We start from the raw sequence: 23197 nt of genomic DNA on the forward strand, positions 1-23197 counted from the left end.
CTCAAAAGTAAGGTAACGCTTATACAACAGATCTATGAATATCACAGTAAATTACAGCCGTGATGTTATTCGTTGATATGAAAATTTATAAATCATCACAACGGAGTCTTATCTGTTTAAGCCAGATGCCACGAGCTAATTCGTGTCACTTTTTTAAAAAAGTAACCAAAAACCTTTGTTACTCAGACACAACCTCCTTGTTGTGCTGAGCAACGAGGCGACATCCATGTCGCCACCGCGAAATACTTACGGAGAACGGCTAAAAAGCCTGAAGTAAAGGACGAAAGTTAGAATGAAAAACGCTTATATCATCGATGCCATCCGTACCCCATTCGGCCGTTATGCCGGTGGCCTTGCACCTGTCCGTGCCGATGACCTTGGCGCTGTGCCGATTAAAGCCCTCATGCAGCGTAACCCAAATGTAGATTGGGAACAGGTCGATGATGTGATCTACGGCTGTGCCAACCAAGCCGGTGAAGATAACCGTAACGTTGGCCGTATGTCAGCTCTCCTTGCAGGTTTACCGTATCAGGTGCCTGCAACGACTATTAATCGTTTGTGTGGTTCTTCACTCGATGCCATTGCCATTGCTGCCCGTGCCATTAAGGCAGGTGAAGCGAACTTGGTGATTGCAGGTGGTGTGGAAAGCATGAGCCGTGCACCTTATGTAATGGGTAAGTCAGACAGTGCTTTTGGTCGTAGCCAGAAGATCGAAGACACCACCATGGGCTGGCGTTTCATTAACCCTAAACTTAAAGAATTGTATGGTGTAGACACCATGCCCCAGACTGCCGAAAACGTGGCTGAACAGTTTAACGTCAATCGTGCAGATCAGGACCAGTTTGCCTTAGTGAGCCAACAACGCACCGCAAGCGCGCAAGCCAAAGGCTTTTTTTCTAACGAAATCGTGGTAGTTGAAATCCCTCAGCGTAAGGGTGATGCTGTGGTGATTGATACGGATGAACACCCACGTGCATCAACCACACTTGAAGCTTTAAGCAAACTTAAACCGGTTGTCAAAGCAGACGGCACCGTCACTGCAGGTAATGCTTCAGGCATTAATGATGGTGCAGCAGCTCTACTGATTGCTTCTGATGAAGCTGTTCAAGCTTATAACCTCAAACCACGTGCCAAGATCATTGCTTCAACAGCGGTGGGTGTAGAACCGCGCATTATGGGTTTTGCTCCGGCACCAGCCATTAAAAAACTACTTAAACAAGCCAACCTGACTTTAGATCAGATGGATGTAATTGAACTGAATGAAGCCTTTGCTGCACAGGCTTTGGCAGTGACCCGTGATTTAGGTTTACCAGACGATAGCAATAAAGTAAATCCAAACGGTGGTGCAATTGCATTGGGCCACCCACTTGGTGCTTCAGGTGCACGCCTCGTGACCACAGCCTTAAACCAGCTTGAAGAGACAGGTGGTCGTTACGCCTTGTGTTCAATGTGTATTGGTGTGGGCCAAGGCATTGCATTGATTATTGAACGTGTTATTTAAAGGGAAAGAACTAATGCTATTTACGTACGAAAAGATGTGATTTTACCTAGCCATTTATCTGAGCAGGAAATTGAAGATATCAAAGCAAGAGAACGTGCTTATTCACAAGAAATTCAAAGACAAGGTAAGTGTCGCCATTTATGGAGAATAACAGGGCAGTACGCAAACATTAGCATTTTTGATGTTGAAAGTAATGAAGAGCTGCATAACTTATTGCAAGGCTTACCACTTTATCCTTACATGAAAATTGAAGTAATCGCTTTAAATAGGCATCCATCTTCAGTGAGAGAAGGTGATTTTTAATAGAAATAACCGTATTGATTAAAAAATCCGTTTATTGTGTTAATAAACGGATTTTTTATAAGGAGTATTCAGTATTACTTTAGAGAATATTTATTTAAAATACCTCATGCAACTTAAACCAATAATTAATTAAATAATTCCCAGCTAGTATGCATTTTTATATATCTCACTTTCACAATAAATTTTAATTATTTATCCTTACTTTTTAATGATCTATTTTAAAACAAATGTCATTTTGTGTGCTTGACTGCAAGAAGGTTGGGAATTACCATTTGCCTGCTGGCCACATTGCCAGGCAGTTTTGACAGACTGCTCATGAACTTCCGCATCAGAGTTATTCCTTCTGAGGAATAACCTTGTGTGGTGAACCACTCGTTCCCTCCCGTAGCGGTAGGACGGGAGAGGGACACCTTCGGGTGTGCTAGTTTAAGTTCATGCTAGTCTGTCAACCCTCTTTCGTTCTGCCACCATAATTTATAATGTTTTGGCAGAACTCCATATATAAGGAGTTGGCTTTGCACATTCATCATTTATTGGCAGTCACTGTCAAAATATATATCGACACAATTTAAAATCATTTTAAAGCAGCTTGATTGCCGTAAGGCTTTTTCAGGCTTTAGCTCGTTATTACTTAAAATTTCCATCAACAATTAAAACTTGAGATGTGCTAGGCACAGTCTTTATGGCTTTGCTATGTCTTTTTTTTCTCTCCCAAAAAGGCAGCGGTTTTTTATATCTCATTTATATACAACAATAATTTTTTTATAACGGTAAAACTATGCCACATTCAGATCTTCCACTACGTGCTTTTAGTGTATTACATACCTCACGCTATCTTTTTAATAACTTTGGCTTTCATAATGTTGGCGTAGACCGAATTATAGAGTCGGCAAAAATCCCAAAAGCCACGTTTTATAACTATTTTCACTCAAAAGAACGTCTTATTAAAATGTGTCTGACTTTTCAGAAAGATGGTCTTAAACAGGAAGTTATTTCGATTATTTATGTTCAGGAAGACTTATCGTTTGTTGAAAAGCTTCGCAAGATTTACTTTCTGCATGCAGACTTAGATGGGCTTTACCATTTGTTGTTTAAAGCCATATTTGAGATTGCGAAAACACATCGAGAATCATATCAGGTCGTAATTGATTATCGAAACTGGTTGATTAAAGAAATTTATAGTTTGCTGCTAAGAACTAATGAAAATGCCTTAAAACAAGATGCACACATGTTTTTGTTTGTGATTGATGGAGCAATGGTTCAGCTTTTAGACCCAAACAAACCAGATGAGCGGGAGAGATTGCTTGAATATTTTTTAATGCAGTTGGTATGAGTATTTGAAGTGTTATATGTTGTTGTGATAGAAATCTAAAGAATAGCTGTACACATAAATTATATAAGTTTTTTTAAATATGTATAGCTCTTTAAAATAATTTTTAATTAAATTTCAATAGGATACATTGCAATTAAAATATTAACCAAGAGCTTAGGCAGGCCAAAAGTTTTTCTGGTTTTAGCCCCAAATACCATTTTCCAGATATAAATTTTTAAAAGGTGATTTAGAAAAAGAAATCTATATAGCAGCCAAGTAGTAGCCACAAAATACAGCTCGTAAAGGTGATATGCAGTTCACTAGGGTAAATATAAAAGTGTAATTACAACTCACAGGAAGCTGTCTAGAGAATTACTCTGGCTAAGATTAGAAATAGGGTTCTTCAGCCAATTTAAGTTGTTAAGAGTGCTACGACTTAGTAAGTTGCTTGAGCAACAGATGTAGTTGTGAGTAAGCTCAGAATTCAGTGCAGTAAAGAATAAAACAGCGTAGCAGCAACATAGAGAGTGAAGCCTTATATATGGTAGGTTTCCAAATCTTTTATTTAACATAATATACATTATACGAACAATTATATAATTCAATAATATAGTCTTTCCCTTGGCTTAGTTTTCCTTTAAAAATATCCTTGTAGCTCTGTAGCTCTGTAGCTCTGTAGCTCTGTAGCTCTGTAGCTCTGTAGCTCTGTAGCTCTGTAGCTCTGTAGCTCTAAAGTAAAATTTCTTAATCCAAATAGTAATTATAAAAATTTAAATAAAAAATGATTTCTCTCGGTTTTGGATATTCTACAGCTGTTCTCCAGCTTGGGCTTCTGAAGCACAATTTAATTTGAAAGTTTTTGGATTGTTTGAATTTTTAAAAATAGTTCAAGCCTACTTAAAATGATGAAATTTTATTTTACTATTTCTATATACCCTAATACTTGAGATAAAAACAAAAGCTACTTTGTTCGTAATTTTTTATCCTGTTAAATTAAGAATATTAATGTATTTTATATTTATTTAAATAATAGTGATATGAGTCACACTTTAAGTGTATTGGGTATATTTTAAAAACCATGCAAGTGAATAAATATAAATTACATATCAATTAATTATTTTACAATATTATATTTCAACTATTTTTATTCTAGTGTTTTTAATAATTTAATTAATATCAATTGCTTATGTGGTTTTTTGGGTTTTTAGAGGAGATTTATCTTTTATTTGCAAATATAATTTTAAAAATTTTAACTATTCCATCATTTAAAATAATTAATGTGATTTATATCACGTGAAAATTGATAAATTCTTATTGGCTTCAAATTAATAATTGTTTTTAAAGAAAAAATATTGTATCAAATAGATATAAACTATTTTATAAATAGGCATATAAAATGAAAAATAATATTTTTAAACTTCTAGTTATGATGGTGCTTTCCACTTCCCCATTATTTTGTTATGCAAATAACACAATAATGATAAGAGGAAATATTGTTGAAGATACGTGTTCAAGAGAACATAGTGAGATAGAATGTACAGAGGTAAATAATTTAAATATTAAACTTGATAGTGAATATCTAAATAAAGATAGTCTTTTTAAATTAGCTCAACATACTGAGAAAATGGATACTAGCATTGAAAGCATAGGTTCCAATCACAAAGTTGTGCTTATCAATTATCACTAACCTATAACTAAAGTATTTGGGCTTATTTCAATCATAAGTTTAAATCAAAAGAGCAATTTGACGAGTTCATCACGAATTTTGATGGATTAATTGGCAAATTGCTCTTTTTTCATCAAAAAATGCCCATTTGTATATTTTTTCTGTATACATATACACAATTTATTCTATATAATTGTATTCTAAGAATTTAAGCTCATTTTTCACATAAATGGTTTAATTTTTTGTCTATTTACATCATGTTTTTATGTAACCTGCAAATCTCTTTAGCTTCTTTTTTTATGAAACAAAAAAATTATTTATAAACAGCTAGATAAACTGTTTTTAGTAGCTTTTTAACTCTAAAAATATATTGTGACTAAATTATTAATATAAAAAAATAATGTGATCTAGTTTGCATTTTGTTTGAAATGTGTTTAGCATTGTTACATACTTTTCAAGATGTCAAACACTGGAAAAGTAAGGAATTAAACTTTTATCCAGACTTTTGAGAAAACACTATGAAAAAACTTGCTTTGATCGCTGCTCTTTCGGTTGTAGGGATTGCGAATGCTCAAGCTGCTGATGGTACAATTACAATTAATGGTTTAGTTACAGACAAAACTTGTGACATCGTTACCCCTGCTGGTAAAGACTTCACAGTTACTCTTCCAACTGTTTCTAAACAAACTTTAGCTGTTGCTGGGGATGTTGCTGGTCGTACTCCTTTCCAAATCAACTTAGCTAACTGTTCACAAGGTAAAGTAGCTACTTACTTCGAACCAGGCGCAACTGTTGACTTTAATACTGGTCGTTTACTTAACCAAGACGCTACTGGTGCTAAAAACGTTAACGTTCAACTTTTAGGTAGCAACAACAACTTCATCCCAGTACTTGCTGCGGGTGCAAACGGTGCTCAAGCTAACTCTCAATGGGTTGACGTAGCTGAAGGCGCAAGTGCTGACCTTAACTACTATGCTGAATACTATGCAACTGGCGCTTCTACTGCTGGTAAAGTAACTACTTCTGTTCAATACACAATTATCTATCAATAATTAATTGATAGCGGGGTTTCTGTGTCCGCATGGAAACCCTGTTTTGTGTAACACTTTCCTGAATCTTTCTTGGTTGAGAACTCGAAAAATGAAATTGAACAGTTATAATTTTTTGTTAGGTTTGGCATTTGCTTCGACAGTAGTCGCACCTGCTACTCAAGCAGAAATTGTAATTCATGGCACCCGTGTAATCTATCCATCGGATGCTCGCGAAGTTACGCTACAAGTTAGCAATAACGGTTCAAAGCCAGCACTTGTCCAAGCTTGGATTGATGAAGGTGACCCAAAGAGTACACCGGACCAATCAAAAGTTCCTTTTATGATTGCTCCTCCAATTTCTCGTGTTGAAGCAACGAAAAGTCAGACTCTTCGTATTACCGCTTTGCCAAATGCGTCTCAATTAAATCAGAAGCAAGAAACGGTTTTGTGGTTGAATATTTTGGATATTCCACCAAGACCTACTTCAAAAAGTGAAGATACGACACCTGATAATTTCTTACAGCTTGCAATTCGTTCACGAATTAAATTCTTCTATCGTCCTTCATCGATTAAAGAAGATGCGAATTTAGCAACAGATAAGCTTCAATGGGTTAAATCTGGTCAAAGCTTAACGGTAAAGAATCCTACCCCTTTTCATATCACTATGACTTCTGTTTACCAAAAGGCAGGTGATAAAAAAGTTGATTTATTACCTCAGGGGCTAATGATTAAGCCTTTTTCTGAAGCGTCAGTTCAGCTTAAGAATGGCAACCTTCAAGATATGAGTTTTATTAACGTCAATGACTACGGTGGTCGCGTTGAGCATCCGATAAAACTTCAGTAATCAGATTTATCTTTTTAATAAATTTAAGCACCTATATGTGTAGGCGGACTTAGCTATGCCAAAAAAAAGGCAAGAATCTTATAAATTATTAAAACGCCATATTTGTTACTACTTGGCTTCTGGTGTTGTCACAATGACAATGCCTGTATTCGTGCATGCTGAAGAAACAACTACGAGTGCTCCAGTAGAGGCTGAATTTGATTCTGCTTTTTTAATTGGAGATGCCCAAAAAGTTGACATTTCTCGTTTTAAATATGGTAACCCTGTTTTACCTGGCGAATACAACGTTGACGTATATGTAAATGGTCAATGGTTTGGTAAACGTCGTATGGTCTTTAAAGCATTAGACCCTAATAAAAATGCAGAAACCTGTTTTACAGGAATGAACTTGCTTGAGTACGGCGTTAAACAAGACGTTTTGTCTAAGCACACTACCCTTCAAAAAGAAAATAATAGTTGTTATAAAATTGAAGAGTGGGTTGAAAATGCATTTTATGAATTTGATACCTCTCGTTTACGTGTAGATATTTCTATTCCGCAAGTCGCTTTGCAAAAAAATGCGCAAGGCTATGTTGACCCAAGTGTATGGGATCGTGGTATTAATGCTGGTTTTCTATCTTATAGTGGTAGTGCCTATAAAACATTTAATCAGTCTGGTGACCGAAGCGAAACAACAAACGCATTTATGGGTGTTACAGCTGGTTTAAATATTGCTGGTTGGCAATTACGTCATAATGGCCAGTGGCAGTGGCAAGATACACCTGCTGAAAATCAATCTAAATCAGACTATCAAGAAACAAGTACATACTTACAAAGAGCCTTCCCTAAGTACCGTGGTGTTTTAACGCTGGGTGATAGTTTTACCAACGGCGAAGTATTTGATTCTATCGGTTATCGCGGTATTGATTTCTCAAGTGATGACCGCATGCTACCAAATAGTATGTTGGGCTACGCCCCTCGTATTCGTGGTAATGCAAAAACCAATGCAAAGGTTGAAGTTCGTCAACAAGGCCAACTTATCTATCAAACAACTGTTGCACCAGGTAACTTTGAGATTAATGACCTTTACCCTACTGGTTTCGGTGGGGAAATTGAAGTTTCTATTATTGAAGCAAATGGCCAAGTACAAAAATTTTCGGTTCCATATGCTTCAGTTGTACAGATGCTCCGTCCAGGCGTAAACCGTTATTCTTTAACTGTAGGTCAGTTCCGAGATCAGGATATCAACCTTAACCCTTGGGTAATTCAAGGTAAATACCAACAAGGTATTAACAACTACCTAACAGGCTATACGGGCATACAAGCTACAGAAAATTATGCTGCTGTATTATTGGGTGCTGCTTTTGCTACACCAATTGGCGCTGTTGCGTTAGATGTTACCCATTCAGAAGCTGACTTTGAAAAACAGTCTTCACAATCTGGGCAAAGTTTCCGTTTAAGTTATAGTAAGTTAATTACTCCAACTAACACCAACTTAACACTAGCAGCTTATCGTTACTCAACAGAAAACTTCTATAAATTACGTGATGCACTGCTTATTCGCGATTTAGAAGAAAAAGGCGTAAATACCTATGCTGCTGCTGGCCATCAGCGCAGTGAATTCCAAATTACCTTAAACCAAGGCCTTCCTGAAGGTTGGGGTAATTTCTATGTGGTTGGCTCATGGGTTGATTATTGGAATCGTAGCGAAAGTACTAAACAGTACCAAATTGGTTATAGCAATAACTACCATGGTTTAACTTATGGTTTATCTGCAATTAACCGTAAGGTTGAGTATGGTTCAAATGATGCGTCACATGATACTGAATATTTAATGACGCTTTCATTCCCGATTAACTTTAAGAAAAATTCAGTTAACGTTAACGTGACAGCTTCTGAAGATAGCCGTACTGTTGGTGCCAGCGGAATGGTGGGTGATCGCTTTAGTTACGGCGCCTCTGTGTCGCATCAAGACTATGCAAATCCATCATTTAACGCAAATGGCCGTTACCGTACTAACTATGCAACTGTTGGTGGTTCTTATAGTATTGCTGACTCTTACCAACAAGCAATGGTTAGCTTAAGTGGTAGTGTGGTTGCACATTCAGATGGTATTTTATTTGGACCTGAGCAAGGCCAAACCATGGTACTTGTGCATGCACCTGATGCAGCTGGAGCAAAAGTTAATAATACCGTTGGTTTAAGCGTGAATAAGGCTGGTTATGCGGTTATTCGTATGTAACGCCTTATCGCCTTAATGACATTACTCTTGACCCACAAGAAATGTCTAGCCAAGTAGAGCTTGAAGAAACTAGTCAACGTATTGCCCCTTTTGCTGGCGCAATTGCTAAAGTGGATTTTGCGACTAAAACTGGTTATGCAGTCTACATTAATAGTAAAACTGCTGATGGCAACAGTTTGCCATTTGCAGCTCAAGTCTTTAACCAAAAAGATGAAGCTGTAGGTATTGTTGCACAAGGTAGTATGATTTACTTACGTACCCCACTTGCTCAAGACCGTCTCTATGTGAAATGGGGGGATGAAAGTAATGAACGTTGTTCGGTTGAGTACAACATCAGTAATCAGTTGCAAAATAAGCAACAAAGCATGGTAATGACTGAGGCTGTCTGCAAATGAAAAAATTACTCTTAAATAGTGGTGCTTTAGTTGTATTAGGTTTTTGTATTAATACAGGGGCCAAAGCAGCATGTACGACTAGTCTAGGTTTCAGAACAATTGATGTTGCAATGCAAGTTGGACGAGTTGTAGTTCGACCGAGTGACCCTGTAGGTAAAGTTTTAGTTAAATCACTTTTTGAGATCAGACCAGATCCTTATACTACATATACATGTAGCTCCTCGGACATGTTGACGGCAAAGTTATTACAAAGTTATCCACTTAGCATACTTGGTGATAGTATCTATTCAACTAATATTCCAGGGATAGGTATCCGACTCTATCGAGAAGCATTTAATGCTGGAAATTTCTCTGGTTATTACCCTTATACTCGTCGTGTCCCATCAACCAACTTTCGTCTTGCGGAAGGCTATTTTGTTGTAGAAATTGTAAAAACAGCTGAAAATACTGGATCTGGAACTTTAGTCCCTGGTGTTTATAGTAGTTATTATGCCGGAAACCGAAGTGATCGACCTTTTTTAACCAGTACGGTTAATGCTAATGCAATTACTATTGCCTCCTCTTCTTGTGAATGGCGTGGTGCTATTAATAAACAGGTACAGCTACCAACAGTTACAAAAGCTGGATTTAAAGGTGTCGGTTCAACTCAAGGAGACCAATCCTTCGAACTAAATATTCTTTGTAATGGTGGTATTAACCCAACAGGTTATGAAGAGAAAAACCTCATTAGCTTGAGTTTTGATTATCAACAAGACGGCACTAATACCCAAGTTTTAAAAAATCTTGAACCAAATGCAACTAAAGCAAATGGTGTTGGGGTTCAACTTTTATGGAATTATCAAAATAAGAATCAAGTTATTGGTCTAGGTAATAAACTAGAACTGGGAACTGTGAAATCAAATCAAACCATTCAATATGATGTTCCTTTAACAGCGCGTTACTATCAAACTGCAGCAAATGTTACGCCTGGTAAGGTCCGTGCTATGGCTACTGTAACTATTGAATATGATTAATCATATTCAATAGTTTTTAAACCTAATAATTTCAAATGCTTAAAAATTAATAATAAATTTTAATTTATCAATACTTTCTAAAAATTTACTACTTAACTCGATAGGAAAATTTATGAAAAAAATAGGTATAGTTGCTGTTAGCGCAGTGACATTATGTTGGGCAATGTATGAGGTATCTTCTGATAATACCAATACAGCACCGCGTAGCGAATCTAATCAAAAAGTAGAATCTAAAAACATTTCATCATCTGTAAAGAATGAAAAATTAGCGTCTCAAACCCTCTTGGCTCAAACTACCTCCCTTAATTCTTCTGCGCCAGTCTGCCAATACAATTTTGATGCGACTCAAGAAGATTATGATCTTTGGAATAATGAACACCCTGAATATTTTCCTAGGGATGTATTTCCATTCATAAATGGGCAAAAATTTGGTTTTAAAGTGGAGCCTAGGTCAGAAAGTGAATATGGCGATTTGAATTATGTAGCTCTAAGTAAAGTTGGTCTTAATTTGGCTAATGACATTGGAGATTTCATATTACCTCATACAGGTATTGTTGCATTTGAAATGGAGCTTAAGCTTCCAACATCAGCCCTTGGGAATTCATCACTTGGTAATTCTACTTACTACTCCTCTGGCATTGGATTTAGGGGGGTAACAAATAATGGTTATACCGTTAGATCCAGCTTTTGGTTTGATATGGGGGGGTATGATCCAGATTTTGGTGAAAATCCTGCTAGATTAAGCTATTCTGTAGCTTACCGAATTAGTGATAATAGCGGCCCTGACAATCCATATTATAAAGGTCAAAACATGACAAATAATTCAAATGGATATCAAAGATTAGGTATTTATATTAATCAGAACACTAAGCAAGTTGGCTTTATTATAAATGGAGTTGATCAAGGATATAAATCTACTTTGCCTGCTCCACTAGAGAATATACGTTTTTCGGTTTCAAGTGGTATATCAATAGATGCTGAACAATTATTTGGACAAGAGTTGTCTAATGAACTCATTACTGATCGTAATGCGCTACAATTTAGCTATCCTCAGGGTACAACTGACATGTGCGGTAATGCCATTTAAGATATAAAACCATAAGTTGTAAAAAAGGGCTGAATCACAGCCCTTTTTTATTTCATTTAGAAATGAATAACAGTGCGAATTGATTTGCCTTCATGCATTAAATCAAAAGCGGTATTAATGTCTTGTAGAGGCATGGTATGCGTTACAAAAGGCTCAAGTTGAATTTCACCTTTCATAGCATCTTCGACCATTTTAGGAAGTTGTGAACGCCCTTTTACCCCACCAAACGCAGTACCTAACCACTTACGACCTGTAACTAGCTGGAATGGACGAGTCGAAATTTCTTGGCCTGCACCAGCAACACCAATAATGACTGATTGTCCCCAACCGCGATGTGCACACTCTAAAGCCGAGCGCATAACATTGACGTTACCAATACATTCAAATGAATGATCTACGCCCCAGCCTGTCATTTCTACAATAACTTGTTGAATTGGTTTATCGTAATCTTTAGGATTTAAGAAATCTGTAGCACCAAACTGCTTAGCAAGTTCAAACTTATCTGGGTTTGTATCTACGACAATAATGCGTCCTGCTTTCGCTTGACGCGCACCTTGTACAACAGCTAAACCAATACCGCCTAAACCAAATACGGCAACCGAATCACCTTCTTGTACTTTTGCTGTGTTATGCACGGCGCCAATACCGGTCGTTACACCACATCCAAGTAAACAAACTTGTTCGTGATTCGCTTCAGGATTGATTTTTGCTAAAGATACTTCTGCAACTACTGTATATTCACTAAAGGTTGAACAACCCATGTAATGGTAAATCGGCTCACCATTATAAGAAAAACGTGTGGTTCCATCCGGCATTACACCTTTACCTTGAGTAGCACGTACCGCAACACATAAGTTAGTTTTTCCGGATTTACAGAATAAGCATTCTTTACATTCAGCTGTATAAAGTGGAATCACGTGATCACCTGGTTGAACGCTTGTTACGCCCTCACCCACTTCAACTACAACACCTGCGCCTTCATGACCTAAAATTGCAGGAAAAACACCTTCTGGGTCATCGCCAGATAATGTAAAAGCATCGGTATGACATACCCCTGTATGGGTAATTTTTATTAAAACTTCACCCGCTTGAGGTGGTGCAACATCAACTTCAACAATTTCTAAAGGTTTTCCTGGGGCAAAGGCGACAGCTGCACGAGATTTCATCTTTGGGTTTCCTTTAAATCATTCGGTATTTATAGTCGAGCAAAATAGATTATGTAACAGTAATACAAGAGCTTAATTTTGCTTAAATTAAAATTGGCTTTCATGACAATCCATCACAGCATAGCCAGTCAAGTACCTCTAAGCAAGCCTACATTAAAAAAAGAAGAAAACCTCTTACTTGAAGAGGTTTCATATCAAATTAATTATCTTATAAATGGTTTATGTTTACTTAGAGGTAAATATCTGGTGGATATGGTGTGTTATCGCTAATTGGCGAATACAACGTATTTTCAACAAAGAAGCCATTTGGAGCCTGAGTAGTGTCAACTGTAATTGAATCAAACATAACTTGTGGATAGGCCCAGATAAACTGCTTCATTAGGCCAAGAGATACGTTATTTTTCATATCGCCAAAAATCCTCTGCCAAATTGGCGTCCGATAAGGTTTGTTTTTGTCGAACCCATAGATATAAGCAATAGATTCATCAGGAACAAATCCAGATAAATAAATAACTTTATTGGCAGGATAGCCTAGCCCTTGTATAGGTATTTGAGAAACTGCTTGATGTGCCAAGTCTAGGCGAGCTTCTAATAACCAGTCATAAGCTTCTGTCATCATGTAATCAAAATTAGGATATGAATAGTGTTGGCTTGGATAGTTAATATAGGTGGCTAATGTCTGAATTGGAGATTGAATAGAAGGAAAGAAAATAAGTGGGCTAACTTTGGCACTAGAATATTTTGCTTTGATAATGGTACGAATATTTTGACAGGTTTGTCCTAATTTATTTCTAAGCCATGTTTTAAACTCATCATACGGCGTTCCTGTTTTATTCATTGCTTCGTAAATAGTACCTAGATCTGGTGCATATAAACCTGTATCTGCATTAAATGCCAGTTTAGTTGGATAGTCATATACACAAGGTAGATTTGTACCCGTGTTATACCACCACCAAGGTTCACCGATCTGCATGTTTACATCACATCCCCCTGCAACCATTGCATCAGCAAATTCAATAAAGACTTTATGTAGATATGCCAAAGCATTTTGATGGCTTAAACTAAAGAAATAGCTAGGTGGCTCATAACCTGTCCGACCTAAGTTATTATTCCAGTCACGCTGTGCCCAATATTCATTGGCTCCCAAGGAATACATTTCAAAGCTAACCCCAAAGATGGGTTGCATATTGGCGTTATGTAAAGCCTGAGCATATTTCTCATGCCATGTACGGGTACATGAGTTAACGACCGCCTCGCCTGTCACCATCGTATCTGGAATTTGCCATTTATTAATGTCAGTTTTCCAAGTCATTTCAGGATAATGCGACATTCCACAATAATGGTTCACCAAACCTTTATATCCCAAAGCCACCATATTGTTGACCAGACGCTGGGGGTTTAAATCATAGTGGTCATCATAACTTGTACAGATGCCATAATTGTGCTGAGGGACAACTACACGACTCAAATTTAACTTTGCACTTGTTCCAGTCACAACTGAATTGGTCACACGAATGTAGCCATCTTTTGGCTGGCTTAAAGGAGTGGCGGATTGGCTATTGTAGTCACTGGTAAATCCCGAAAATGAAATTCGCTGAATATTGGTTACCGGAAAGCTATCTGTAGCAGAAAAACCTGCTTTTACTGTGTCCCAGTTAATACGGATATGTGCTGTTCGCGATGAAGGGTTATTTGCGTAATTAAATAGAACAATATATGCAATTTTATCTACACCATTATCTTTATAGTACACCGTTAAAGTCGGCGTTAAACTTGGATTATTTAGCACTGGCATAGAAGCCGATAGTTCAATATCGAAATCCCAAACCACCCCGGCATAGCTATACTTGGTTTCATACGCTAAAAATTTATGGTCTTTAGTATCAGAAGAATCCCAACTAATTCCTACCAAGTCATTTGCCATACGTGATCTAAAAGATGCCTCAAATCCATTCCCATAATTTGTAATGGCAAAAGAAATAGTTTGTGGACCGTCTATTCTCCAGTAAATAGGACTAAACCGATCAATAAGTGTATTTTGAGTGATTGGATGAGGTGATGAATTAGAATTATTTTGCACATTTTGTCGATTAGTTATCATGTCTACATTCTCTTAATGCATTAAGAGGTTTTATCTTAAATAATAATTTTTATTGCATTGTTCAGATAAGTAACAATGAAGTTTAATTTATTTACAGTGATTATTTTTTATAAAGTTCAAAATGGTCTTAAATAAGAAAACTTAATATTATCTAAAATATTTTTTGTAACGAGGAGATAATAAATGGCAAATTTTATACAGCCTATAAACTTTAAGGTTTTGTATGTATTTACTCCTCTTGTATTTGTATTAACAGGTTGCAGTGAAACTTTACACTCTCAGACACCCTTATCAGTGAAGCCCTCTTCAGAGAATATTGCTTATCCAGAGATCGATCCGATTTTAGGAGAAAAGTTACAACCGAATGAGGAACTCATCGCCCACAATATAGCCCAAGTGATTGAAAAGTCGATCCGTGAACAATATAGGGCTGGAAATGCTTTACGTGATGCACATCCTAAAGCGCATGGATGTGTGCGAGCTGAATTCCATGTCTCAAAAGATATACCCACTCAATTGGCCAAAGGGATGTTTATTCCAGAGCGAACTTATCAAGCCTGGATTCGCTTTTCAAATGCCTCAAATGACGCCTCTAATGCGGACATTAATAAAGACGCACGTGGTATCGCAATAAAAATATTGGGTGTATCTGGACAAAAAATTTTAGAAAGTGAAAAGCAAGCAACCACACAAGATTTTATTATGATTAATCATCCGGTTTTCTTTGCCAATGATGCTAAACGATATCTTTCTTTTATGAATGATGTGAATAGCCATAATATGATCAGAAAACTTCATATTCCGATTGCCCTAGGTTTTAAAGGAACCATGAATGCACTCGGAGCACGTAATTCGCAAATCGCAAACCCATTATATGCACGATATTGGTCTATGGTTCCCTATCAGCTAGGGCTGGGTAATGATCGAAAAGCAGTTAAATATTCAGTTCGTACCTGTTCAATGCCACCAAACAATCTACCTAAAAATCCTAGCCATAATTATTTAAGAGAAGCTTTAAAGAACACTTTGCAAAGTACAGATGCTTGTATGGAATTTCTTATTCAGCCACGGACCTCAAGCCAAATGTTAGTAGAAGATTCAATGACAGAGTGGGATGAGAAATTAGCTCCTTTTTATCAAGTGGCAACTATCCATATCCCAAAGCAAGACTTTGATACAGCTGAACAAAATAAGTTTTGTGAAAATCTATCTTTTACGCCGTGGCACGCCTTACCAGAACATAGACCATTAGGTGCAGTAAATAGAATGCGTAAAGTCATTTATGAAAATATCAGCAGAGTTCGGCATGATATGAATTCAGCACTTAGACAAGAACCTTAAATACATTATCCATTAATGCCCTTGCTTGTATCTATAGTGATACGATCAATGAAATCTGCCAACCATAAAATAAACTCATCTTCACTTTTATGTCTTGGAATCAAGCTCATGTCTAATCTAATGGGTAATTCATTTTTAACACTAATTACAGTGCCTTCAAAATTCACAAAGTTATATAAAAATTTTAATTCTGTACCTGCAATAGCTTTTTTGATTTCTAGAATAAGATTGTTTAAGTTCTTTAGATGATGGTTTGAATATTTATTTTTAATATTTTTATTAATTTTTTCTGCTAAAAGTAAATATTTTGGCATTTCTACCTCCTTATTAATTATTTATAAGTATAAGTTCAAAGTTATAAAAATAAGTTTTTAATTTTTATTAAATTGTTTCTAGTTTTTTAATTTTAATTCACAAGTTGTGCCTAGTATAACTATTTATTGTTTTAAAATGTGATTTAGTTTGTTTTTTTATTCTGATTAAATTAGTAGGATTTTAATAATGTGATTTAGTTTGTTTTTTTATTCTGATTAAATTAGTAGGATTTTAATATTGACTAAAATACTCGGATTTTAAATTTATATTAAATAGGCTCAATATATTTAATCTATTAAGCCTATTTAATTTTTAATATTTACTTAAGACTAAAAAATACTTTTTAAAATCTTAAGTAAGTTTTTGGAAAATTTTCATTTTATGAATTTTTCCACATTTCCTGCATTCTCTAATTTCATTATGAGTAATATCAAATTCATATTCCCAGACATGAATACAGAAAATTTGTCTAAGATTGTGGAGCATAGACACCTCCTTATAAAAAACCGACTCAGCAGTAAGTTCTTTATCAATGTACTTAGCTTATTTTGATGAATTTTCCTCTTTAGCTTTATCCTCCTTGTGTTTACAGCAATAACCGAAAACAGCACCAGCGCCAAAGAAAAACATAGCTTTAAACATACTTATCTCCAAAAGATAGTTAAGTAAATTTAAAACTAACATTGAAGGATGTATCTGTTTTTAGGCCAATGAGTCTGTTTCTGTGCGTTATGCAAACTTTTGTGAAAAGATATAACAATATATTTTTTAGCAATAAGACAAGCAAAATTAAAAAACCGCCCCAGTAGGCGGTTGCTGAATTTACAGCGACATATAGAAGTGTAGTGGACGATCACTTCTATATTTTTTATGTACTTATTTTTCTTCTTTTATAATTTTAGTAAAATCATCTGATTTGAAATAATTGATAATCATCTCTCCATCATCTCGAGTCGAAGTAGAAGTTGATACTTTGGATAGTTCGTCATAATTAAATTTAAAGTCAGGAGGTATAAATTTTGAGATTGGTGGAAGCTTTGTCTCTCCTCCTGTTGTAATTCTTTCAATAAAACCTGCGAGCCAAAGTATATATTCATCTTTATTTTTATATTTCGGCATAAGGCTCATGTCTAACTTTATGGCACACTCCTCTAAAGGCTTAGTTAGGCATTCCTCAAAATCGATAAAATTGTATTTAAGTTTAAATTTGGTGCCTTTAATTTCATTACGAATTGCACCCACTAGTTGATTTAAGTTTTCTGCCGAGCTTTCTGAAAATAAATTTTTGTCCTCAATCTTTTTATATACATTCTCAGCGATGATTAAATATTGTGGCATCTCTATTTTCTCCCTTTTATTGTTAAGCTACTCACTCAGCCTTTTAAGGAAGTATGATAGATATCATGTTTTCTAATGTAATTGTTGTGCTGCCAATTGTAATTAATGTGTTTTTGTGAAACTTGCAAGCATAACCATCCGAAAAAAATAAATTTAATGCAAACTAAGTCTCATTTTTGGATAGGAATTTACTTTAATCAAAAAGTATTTTTAGTTCATTTAAAGTGGGAAGTTGGTTATAGGATTCATCAGCCGCTATTGTGTTTGCCCAATTGGTTTTTGAAACCATACAAAAATTAAGTTTCTTTAGCACAACAATATCTTGATCTAACAACCCTAATGGAATCCACATAAAGTCGGTACTGCCCACTAAGTTTGGTACTGGCGATCCGCATTTGCTGCAAAATGAAGAAGTGAAGCCGGTTTCTTTTTTATAGGTGCGGACAAGTTCTAAACCTGATAACCATTCAAATCTATTCTTACTTACTAAAGTTGCTGCGTTTGATCCCGTTCCGGTTTGTTTACGGCAGAGACTACAGTGGCAATGATAAACCGTGTTTATTTCATTGCGTATAGAAAATTTGACTTCATTGCATAGACAAGAACCCACATGGCTCATCTCGAGTATCCTTTTTAAAATAATATTGAATATAGCATTAGGCTTAAAAAGGGTTAAATTTAACTTTATATTTTTAAATAGATATGTTTTCTTAGAATTACCTATAAATATAAGAAATTGCTAGAGTTGAGACTTGGCAGAGTGTATTTATAACGTTTAATATGAATTTTGACATATAAATTGAATATAAAAATGCTGTGATGGGTTTATCTTGGATGCGACTTAAAAGCTTACATGATTAATCAATTGTATCAGCAATATAGCCGTATGGCATTAAATGCTTGGGGCTTTACAAATACACCTTCGTATAACGGTACATACGACCCTGATGAGAATGATACAGTGACGAATAGCTTTAATTGGTTGAATGATGAGCAAGCTACGGAAAAAACTAAACAAGGTTTAACTGCTTTTGTCGCATTAGATGATGCCTTTATCAGTATCGCTTCTCGTATGTACCTCATTAGAAATGCAAAAGAAAAGATCGATTTACAATACTATATTTGGACCAATGATTTTGTTGGAAACTTAATGCTGCATGAGTTGCTAACGGCGGCAGATCGTGGTGTAAAAATCCGTTTACTCATCGATGATCAAAACGGAATAAAGCTTGATGGCATTCTCCGGAGTCTTCTGCACCACCCTAACTTTGAAATTCGATTATTTAACCCATATAAATTTAGATATTTAAGAATTTTGGACTATATTTTTCGGTTCAAAAAAGTAAACCATCGCATGCATAATAAGTTAATTATTGCAGATGATATGATTGCTGTAACAGGCGGTAGAAATATCAGCAGTGAATATTTTGATGCAAGTAGTAAGTTTCAATTTACAGATCTAGATATTTTATTTTATGGACATACTGTACAGCATGCTCAAGACGTATTTAATGATTTTTGGCAAAGTGATTTAAGTCAAAATGCTACCGAGCTCATAGGAACATGTGCTGTCCACCACTTGCAATCACTCAGACAGTACTATCATGATCTACTTCATGAAAGTGAAAACCATACTCAAACTGAAGATAAGCTTTCCGATGCACAAACTTATTTAAAAGAGCTTCTACAAAATTATCCAATTCAATGGTCAAAAGCATATTTTGTTGCAGATTCACCTAAAAAAATCTTAGGGTTAGCCTCTAAGGAAGAGATGCTCTATGGGCAAGTCATAGAGATTATGGGAGAACCAAAACAACATATCGAATTAGCTTCTGCTTATTTTGTGCCGACTCAGCAAGGAACTTATTATTTAAAACAGCTAAAAGTACAAGGAGTTAAAGTTAGGGTTTTAACCAACTCTTTTGCGGCAAATGACGTAGCGATTGTGCATGCTTTTTATAGTCAATATCGAATTGAGATGCTTAAAAGCGGTGTAGAGCTATTTGAGTTCAAGCCATTTTTAGAACGCAGACGCAGGACATGGTATGAAGTAGTGACTGGAAGTGTAATCCCTGCAAAAGGTAAAAATAAATCGAGCTTACATGCCAAATTTTTTGACGTAGACGGTAAAGTTTTTATTGGTTCATTTAATTTTGATCCACGTTCAACTTATTTAAATACTGAGGTTGGTCTTGTTATTGAATCGAGTCAACTACAAGCTCAAGTTTCAGTCATGCTTGATCAACATTTACCACAAGTCGCTTACCAGCTTAAGTTAAATAATGAAGGAAAGATCGTTTGGTTAGATTATCAGTCGGATGGAAAAATTATTGAATATGACAAAGACCCAGATACGAGTCTTTTTCAACGCACCATGGTTAAAGCAGTTTCATATTTACCAATTGAATGGATGATGTAAAAGCGTTTTAGCTTTAATTATAAAATCCCAATTTCTTTAAAGAATTTTCGATAAGCCTCTGCTTTCTTTTCTAGTGCCAATGGATAGGCTCTAGAAGATGATGGTAGACGGTATAAATTAATGTTACGTCCCGCAAAGTAAGTCGAGGTAGACATTCCTATAAGAGGTTTTTCAGTGTGTTCGGGTAAAACAGAGATTAAGGTATCAGTCGCTTTATCGCCAGTGGTCATAATGGTCTGACATAAAGGAATCTGCTGAAGCAAAACAGCAAGATCTGTGGGCGTTACGATTTCAAGAAATTTATCTGCAGCGTTCCCCTTCAACCTTTTAATTTGGTAAGCCGTATCAAAGATTGCAATACCAGTTTCAATCAAGAAGTTTCGAATACGTTCTTCATTAAAATTTTTTTGGCTTTCACTTAAAAAGTAAGTTTTGTCTTGGAAAAAGATCAGACCGAAAATACGCCACATGTCATTTTGGAAATTTGGATAGTAAAAGTCCATCTTCCATTTATTACGTGGTGGTGGAAAACTGCCTAACATGAGTAAACGAGCATTTTCAGGTAAAAATGGTTCAAGTGGATGTGTTTCTATCTCAATTATCATAAAAAATCAGTAGTTACTTGAAAGTCTTATAAACAAATTAACCTATTTTCTAGTTAATCACGAGTCATGAAATGCAATTTTCCTTCATTAAAGCGTTAAAGGATGTCACAAAAGCAAGCATTGTTGAAGAATACTTATTTTAAAAATAATTTTTGTTCTTAGGTAAGTGTATTGAGGCGAAACATATTTATACTTCACCTCAATCACTTAGAAATATTAAAAATGTTCTCACAGAAAAACGATTAAGAATTAAGGACTTTAAAAACTTTACCTGTTCTTGGATGAGCAAAAGTATTATCTTGATCTAAATTGATGACTTTATCCGAAATCACAATTTTAGAAAGTGGTAACCAATTCTGCTCTTGTTCAGCTTGGACAAAGTTTTTTTCATAAATATTTTCATAAATTTGTTCAACAACGATTTCCATTCCACACATACTTTTAGCATTCACTTCTTTTAAAATATGGCGCTTTGACATACTAGTCTCCATTTTTTTATTATCCGCATCGCTCATAATAAAGACTCCACTGATACAATATGTAAATTTTAATAATGAAAGTGTTTTTTTGTTTTAATCATATTTTCGCAATAATTATATGAATAGTTGAGTAATTATTTAATTTAAAGATTATTTTTAAGTTAAACTATGAAAAGTAAATATTACTAATAAATTTTTAATTTTAATCAAAATAAAGGGTTCATTAACTGAACCCTTTTTTATTTAATTCTAAACTTGTACTGCGTTATCAAGCGAACTATCGTCTTTATTTTTAGCAGTGTCTTTACTCATCATTGTGTCAGTATCGCTATCTGTGTTAAAGCTCTTACTGTTCTTTTGCTTTTTCTTGTACATACACATGCCAATCGCAATACCTGTTCCCAACACTATAATTGATTTCAACATTTTGCACCTCTTTGATTAACGGAGTAACTTTTGAGCAATTAGCTTAAATTAATAGCACAAAATTTGTTATTTAAAGGCTTTCATTTGCTCCGCTTTTGTAAGGTGTTTATTTTTTATGTTAATTGCATAGTAAAATATTCTGAAAAAATAAATTTTGATACAAAGCAAAAAGCCTATTCTAAAAAAGAACAGGCTTTTTACTGTATTTCAGGATTAAGCAGTATTATGAATTGCTTTAAGCAATCTTATTATCTTTAAATACAATACAAATGTATTTAATGCTGAACTTTTAGTCAAGATGGGATTGAGGGATTTAACTAATAATTGGTAATTATTGTGATGAATGTCACTTTATTTTCTTAAGATAAGAAAAAACCCATTTCTACTTCTCATGAAGAAATGGGTGATGTGAAAACCACAAAAGACCTGAAATACCAAATGTTCTTACATTCAGTAAGGTTAAGTGTAGTGAATATATCGAATGGTTGACAATTAAACTATTTGTATTTTTTTTAGTCATTTCGGCCAATAAAAACAGTGAATGATTTTACAGATTAATTCTGTTTAGTCATTCATTTCATTATTGACCAAAAATTCTATGAAGTACCCGTATCCAATTATTCATACATATATTTTCAATTAGCGTTTTAGAGTAACCACGCTGTTGCATACCTTCAATTAAACGATGTAGGCCAGTTACATCTTCAAGTTCAGTACCAATAAGTGCACCGTCAAAATCCGATCCAAAACCTACGTGTTCTTCGCCTAAATGATTCATTAAATATTCTAGATGTTCCAAAATTACATCTATGGATGTATCCGCATTGCGTTGCCCATCCGACCGTAAAAAAGCAACATCGAAGTTTACCCCAACCATACCTTTACTTTCCTGAATTGCTTTGAGCTGTGGGTCAGTTAAATTACGTGCTTGAGGACATAAAGTATGTGCATTAGAGTGCGTTGCTACAATTGGCTGCTGCAATATATCTACAGTATTCCAAAAAGCTTTCTCATTCATGTGTGAAACATCAATCACCATTTTTTTATTGGCGCAGCGTTTTATAAAATCTTTGCCATCGACAGTAAGACCTGCTCCTGTGTCGGGTGAGTGAGGAAACTTAGCATTTAAACCATGCCCAAAACGGCTAGGTCTATTCCACAGTGGGCCAATACTACGCAGACCTTTTTCATAAAATATATCGAGTAAATCAGGATTTTCTTGTAAAGCTTCAGCTCCTTCCATATGCAACATAATTGCTAGCTTTTGCTCTACTAAGCAATCCTGAATATTTTGAACCGATGTGCAAATTTTAATATTTTTAGAGCGGTGACCAAGTTGCTGAGCTAAATCGAGTTGTTCCAAGCAAATTTGTTCAATTTGCTGTTGTGTAAAATCAGAAGCATTCTGATCAAATAGCTTATTAGGATGATGCTGCTGCACATAGCTGTATGGCGGTAAAAAAATTGCAAACATTCCACCAACAAAACCTGCTTGCTGGCAGCGTTTTAGATCAAGATGCCCCGCTAAGCGTTCATGAATAAAAGCATGTACAGGATCTGGGTGATCACTTAGCCATAAACGTGTTAAAGCATCATTGTGCCCATCGAAAACTGGAATATGGCTAGGCTTCATA

The 23197-nt window shown here is 35.4% G+C and carries 19 protein-coding genes and 1 pseudogene; 11 read left to right on the forward strand and 9 right to left on the reverse strand.

Annotated features, from left to right (window positions below; all coding sequences use genetic code 11):
* Nucleotides 1-292: 292 nt before the first annotated feature.
* From pcaF to POD11_RS07080, 9 genes and pseudogenes are all read left to right on the forward strand, one after another.
* Nucleotides 293-1501, forward strand: coding sequence for a 3-oxoadipyl-CoA thiolase (pcaF, locus tag POD11_RS07040; RefSeq protein WP_262456783.1), 1209 nt, complete (start codon nt 293-295; stop codon nt 1499-1501).
* Between the two features lie 18 nt (nt 1502-1519).
* On the forward strand, nt 1520-1804 hold the full coding sequence (catC, locus tag POD11_RS07045) for a muconolactone Delta-isomerase (RefSeq protein ID WP_271741295.1): 285 nt from the start codon (nt 1520-1522) through the stop codon (nt 1802-1804).
* A 778-nt stretch (nt 1805-2582) separates the two neighbouring features.
* Nucleotides 2583-3137, forward strand: coding sequence for a TetR/AcrR family transcriptional regulator (locus POD11_RS07050; protein WP_262456784.1), 555 nt, complete (start codon nt 2583-2585; stop codon nt 3135-3137).
* 1375 nt (nt 3138-4512) lie between these two features.
* Nucleotides 4513-4803, forward strand: coding sequence for a hypothetical protein (locus tag POD11_RS07055; protein WP_224991896.1), 291 nt, complete (start codon nt 4513-4515; stop codon nt 4801-4803).
* 497 nt (nt 4804-5300) lie between these two features.
* A complete protein-coding gene (locus POD11_RS07060) occupies nt 5301-5834 on the forward strand; it encodes a fimbrial protein (protein ID WP_000731819.1) in 534 nt (177 codons plus the stop codon).
* Between the two features lie 88 nt (nt 5835-5922).
* The gene (locus POD11_RS07065) at nt 5923-6657 is read left to right on the forward strand and encodes a fimbrial biogenesis chaperone (protein ID WP_239967702.1); all 735 of its coding nucleotides are present in this window, start codon (nt 5923-5925) and stop codon (nt 6655-6657) included.
* A 55-nt stretch (nt 6658-6712) separates the two neighbouring features.
* Nucleotides 6713-9273: pseudogene (locus tag POD11_RS07070) on the forward strand (fimbria/pilus outer membrane usher protein).
* Nucleotides 9270-10286: a fimbrial protein gene (locus POD11_RS07075; protein WP_262456786.1), complete on the forward strand. Its 1017-nt coding sequence runs from the start codon at nt 9270-9272 to the stop codon at nt 10284-10286. The pseudogene POD11_RS07070 and the gene POD11_RS07075 overlap by 4 nt, the downstream one beginning before the upstream one ends.
* A 112-nt stretch (nt 10287-10398) precedes the next feature.
* On the forward strand, nt 10399-11373 hold the full coding sequence (locus POD11_RS07080) for a DUF4882 domain-containing protein (RefSeq protein WP_262456787.1): 975 nt from the start codon (nt 10399-10401) through the stop codon (nt 11371-11373).
* A 56-nt stretch (nt 11374-11429) separates the two neighbouring features.
* Here the strand turns inward: POD11_RS07080 and POD11_RS07085 are convergent, their stop codons facing one another.
* On the reverse strand, nt 11430-12539 hold the full coding sequence (locus POD11_RS07085) for an S-(hydroxymethyl)glutathione dehydrogenase/class III alcohol dehydrogenase (protein WP_016141033.1): 1110 nt from the start codon (nt 12537-12539) through the stop codon (nt 11430-11432).
* A 229-nt stretch (nt 12540-12768) separates the two neighbouring features.
* Nucleotides 12769-14640, reverse strand: a complete 1872-nt coding sequence (locus POD11_RS07090; RefSeq protein ID WP_262456788.1) for a non-contractile tail sheath protein — start codon at nt 14638-14640, stop codon at nt 12769-12771.
* Nucleotides 14641-14823: 183 nt separating this feature from the next.
* Here POD11_RS07090 and POD11_RS07095 point away from each other — a divergent pair, with 183 nt between their 5' ends.
* Nucleotides 14824-15981 (forward strand): catalase family protein, encoded by a 1158-nt coding sequence (locus POD11_RS07095; protein ID WP_262456789.1) that lies wholly within the window; start codon nt 14824-14826, stop codon nt 15979-15981.
* Between the two features lie 5 nt (nt 15982-15986).
* On the opposite strand, the gene POD11_RS07100 is transcribed toward POD11_RS07095, so the two are convergent.
* From POD11_RS07100 to POD11_RS07110, 3 genes are all read right to left on the reverse strand, one after another.
* Nucleotides 15987-16295 (reverse strand): hypothetical protein, encoded by a 309-nt coding sequence (locus tag POD11_RS07100; RefSeq protein ID WP_262456790.1) that lies wholly within the window; start codon nt 16293-16295, stop codon nt 15987-15989.
* An 877-nt stretch (nt 16296-17172) separates the two neighbouring features.
* On the reverse strand, nt 17173-17634 hold the full coding sequence (locus POD11_RS07105) for a hypothetical protein (protein WP_016141038.1): 462 nt from the start codon (nt 17632-17634) through the stop codon (nt 17173-17175).
* Nucleotides 17635-17827: 193 nt separating this feature from the next.
* Nucleotides 17828-18262 (reverse strand): GFA family protein, encoded by a 435-nt coding sequence (locus POD11_RS07110; RefSeq protein ID WP_262445616.1) that lies wholly within the window; start codon nt 18260-18262, stop codon nt 17828-17830.
* A gap of 225 nt (nt 18263-18487) precedes the next feature.
* Between POD11_RS07110 and POD11_RS07115 the strand changes: the two genes are divergently transcribed.
* Nucleotides 18488-20053, forward strand: coding sequence for a phospholipase D family protein (locus POD11_RS07115; protein WP_262456791.1), 1566 nt, complete (start codon nt 18488-18490; stop codon nt 20051-20053).
* Between the two features lie 17 nt (nt 20054-20070).
* Here the strand turns inward: POD11_RS07115 and POD11_RS07120 are convergent, their stop codons facing one another.
* The 4 genes from POD11_RS07120 to POD11_RS07135 form a co-directional block, all read right to left on the reverse strand.
* Nucleotides 20071-20658, reverse strand: a complete 588-nt coding sequence (locus POD11_RS07120; RefSeq protein WP_016141041.1) for a hypothetical protein — start codon at nt 20656-20658, stop codon at nt 20071-20073.
* A 242-nt stretch (nt 20659-20900) separates the two neighbouring features.
* Complete coding sequence (locus tag POD11_RS07125; RefSeq protein WP_025470304.1) at nt 20901-21137, reverse strand: hypothetical protein; 237 nt, start codon at nt 21135-21137, stop codon at nt 20901-20903.
* Between the two features lie 249 nt (nt 21138-21386).
* The gene (locus POD11_RS07130) at nt 21387-21563 is read right to left on the reverse strand and encodes a hypothetical protein (RefSeq protein ID WP_224991887.1); all 177 of its coding nucleotides are present in this window, start codon (nt 21561-21563) and stop codon (nt 21387-21389) included.
* A gap of 580 nt (nt 21564-22143) precedes the next feature.
* A complete protein-coding gene (locus tag POD11_RS07135; protein WP_262456792.1) occupies nt 22144-23196 on the reverse strand; it encodes a dipeptidase in 1053 nt (350 codons plus the stop codon).
* Nucleotide 23197 lies beyond the last annotated feature (1 nt).

The sequence above is a fragment of the Acinetobacter sp. P1(2023) genome (assembly GCF_028367635.1).
Classification (GTDB): Bacteria; Pseudomonadota; Gammaproteobacteria; order Pseudomonadales; family Moraxellaceae; genus Acinetobacter; species Acinetobacter pittii_E.

Bases quoted from the DNA above. Each gene is read 5' to 3' on its own strand.
- POD11_RS07100 (WP_262456790.1), bottom strand. From the start codon at position 16,295: ATGCCAAAATATTTACTTTTAGCAGAAAAAATTAATAAAAATATTAAA.
- POD11_RS07125 (WP_025470304.1), bottom strand. From the start codon at position 21,137: ATGTCAAAGCGCCATATTTTAAAAGAAGTGAATGCTAAAAGTATGTGT.
- POD11_RS07105 (WP_016141038.1), bottom strand. From the start codon at position 17,634: ATGCCACAATATTTAATCATCGCTGAGAATGTATATAAAAAGATTGAG.
- POD11_RS07120 (WP_016141041.1), bottom strand. From the start codon at position 20,658: ATGATAATTGAGATAGAAACACATCCACTTGAACCATTTTTACCTGAA.
- POD11_RS07115 (WP_262456791.1), top strand. From the start codon at position 18,488: ATGATTAATCAATTGTATCAGCAATATAGCCGTATGGCATTAAATGCT.
- POD11_RS07095 (WP_262456789.1), top strand. From the start codon at position 14,824: ATGGCAAATTTTATACAGCCTATAAACTTTAAGGTTTTGTATGTATTT.
- POD11_RS07060 (WP_000731819.1), top strand. From the start codon at position 5,301: ATGAAAAAACTTGCTTTGATCGCTGCTCTTTCGGTTGTAGGGATTGCG.
- POD11_RS07065 (WP_239967702.1), top strand. From the start codon at position 5,923: ATGAAATTGAACAGTTATAATTTTTTGTTAGGTTTGGCATTTGCTTCG.
- POD11_RS07135 (WP_262456792.1), bottom strand. From the start codon at position 23,196: ATGAAGCCTAGCCATATTCCAGTTTTCGATGGGCACAATGATGCTTTA.
- POD11_RS07130 (WP_224991887.1), bottom strand. From the start codon at position 21,563: ATGTTGAAATCAATTATAGTGTTGGGAACAGGTATTGCGATTGGCATG.
- pcaF (WP_262456783.1), top strand. From the start codon at position 293: ATGAAAAACGCTTATATCATCGATGCCATCCGTACCCCATTCGGCCGT.
- POD11_RS07075 (WP_262456786.1), top strand. From the start codon at position 9,270: ATGAAAAAATTACTCTTAAATAGTGGTGCTTTAGTTGTATTAGGTTTT.
- POD11_RS07080 (WP_262456787.1), top strand. From the start codon at position 10,399: ATGAAAAAAATAGGTATAGTTGCTGTTAGCGCAGTGACATTATGTTGG.
- POD11_RS07090 (WP_262456788.1), bottom strand. From the start codon at position 14,640: ATGATAACTAATCGACAAAATGTGCAAAATAATTCTAATTCATCACCT.
- POD11_RS07055 (WP_224991896.1), top strand. From the start codon at position 4,513: ATGAAAAATAATATTTTTAAACTTCTAGTTATGATGGTGCTTTCCACT.
- POD11_RS07050 (WP_262456784.1), top strand. From the start codon at position 2,583: ATGCCACATTCAGATCTTCCACTACGTGCTTTTAGTGTATTACATACC.
- POD11_RS07085 (WP_016141033.1), bottom strand. From the start codon at position 12,539: ATGAAATCTCGTGCAGCTGTCGCCTTTGCCCCAGGAAAACCTTTAGAA.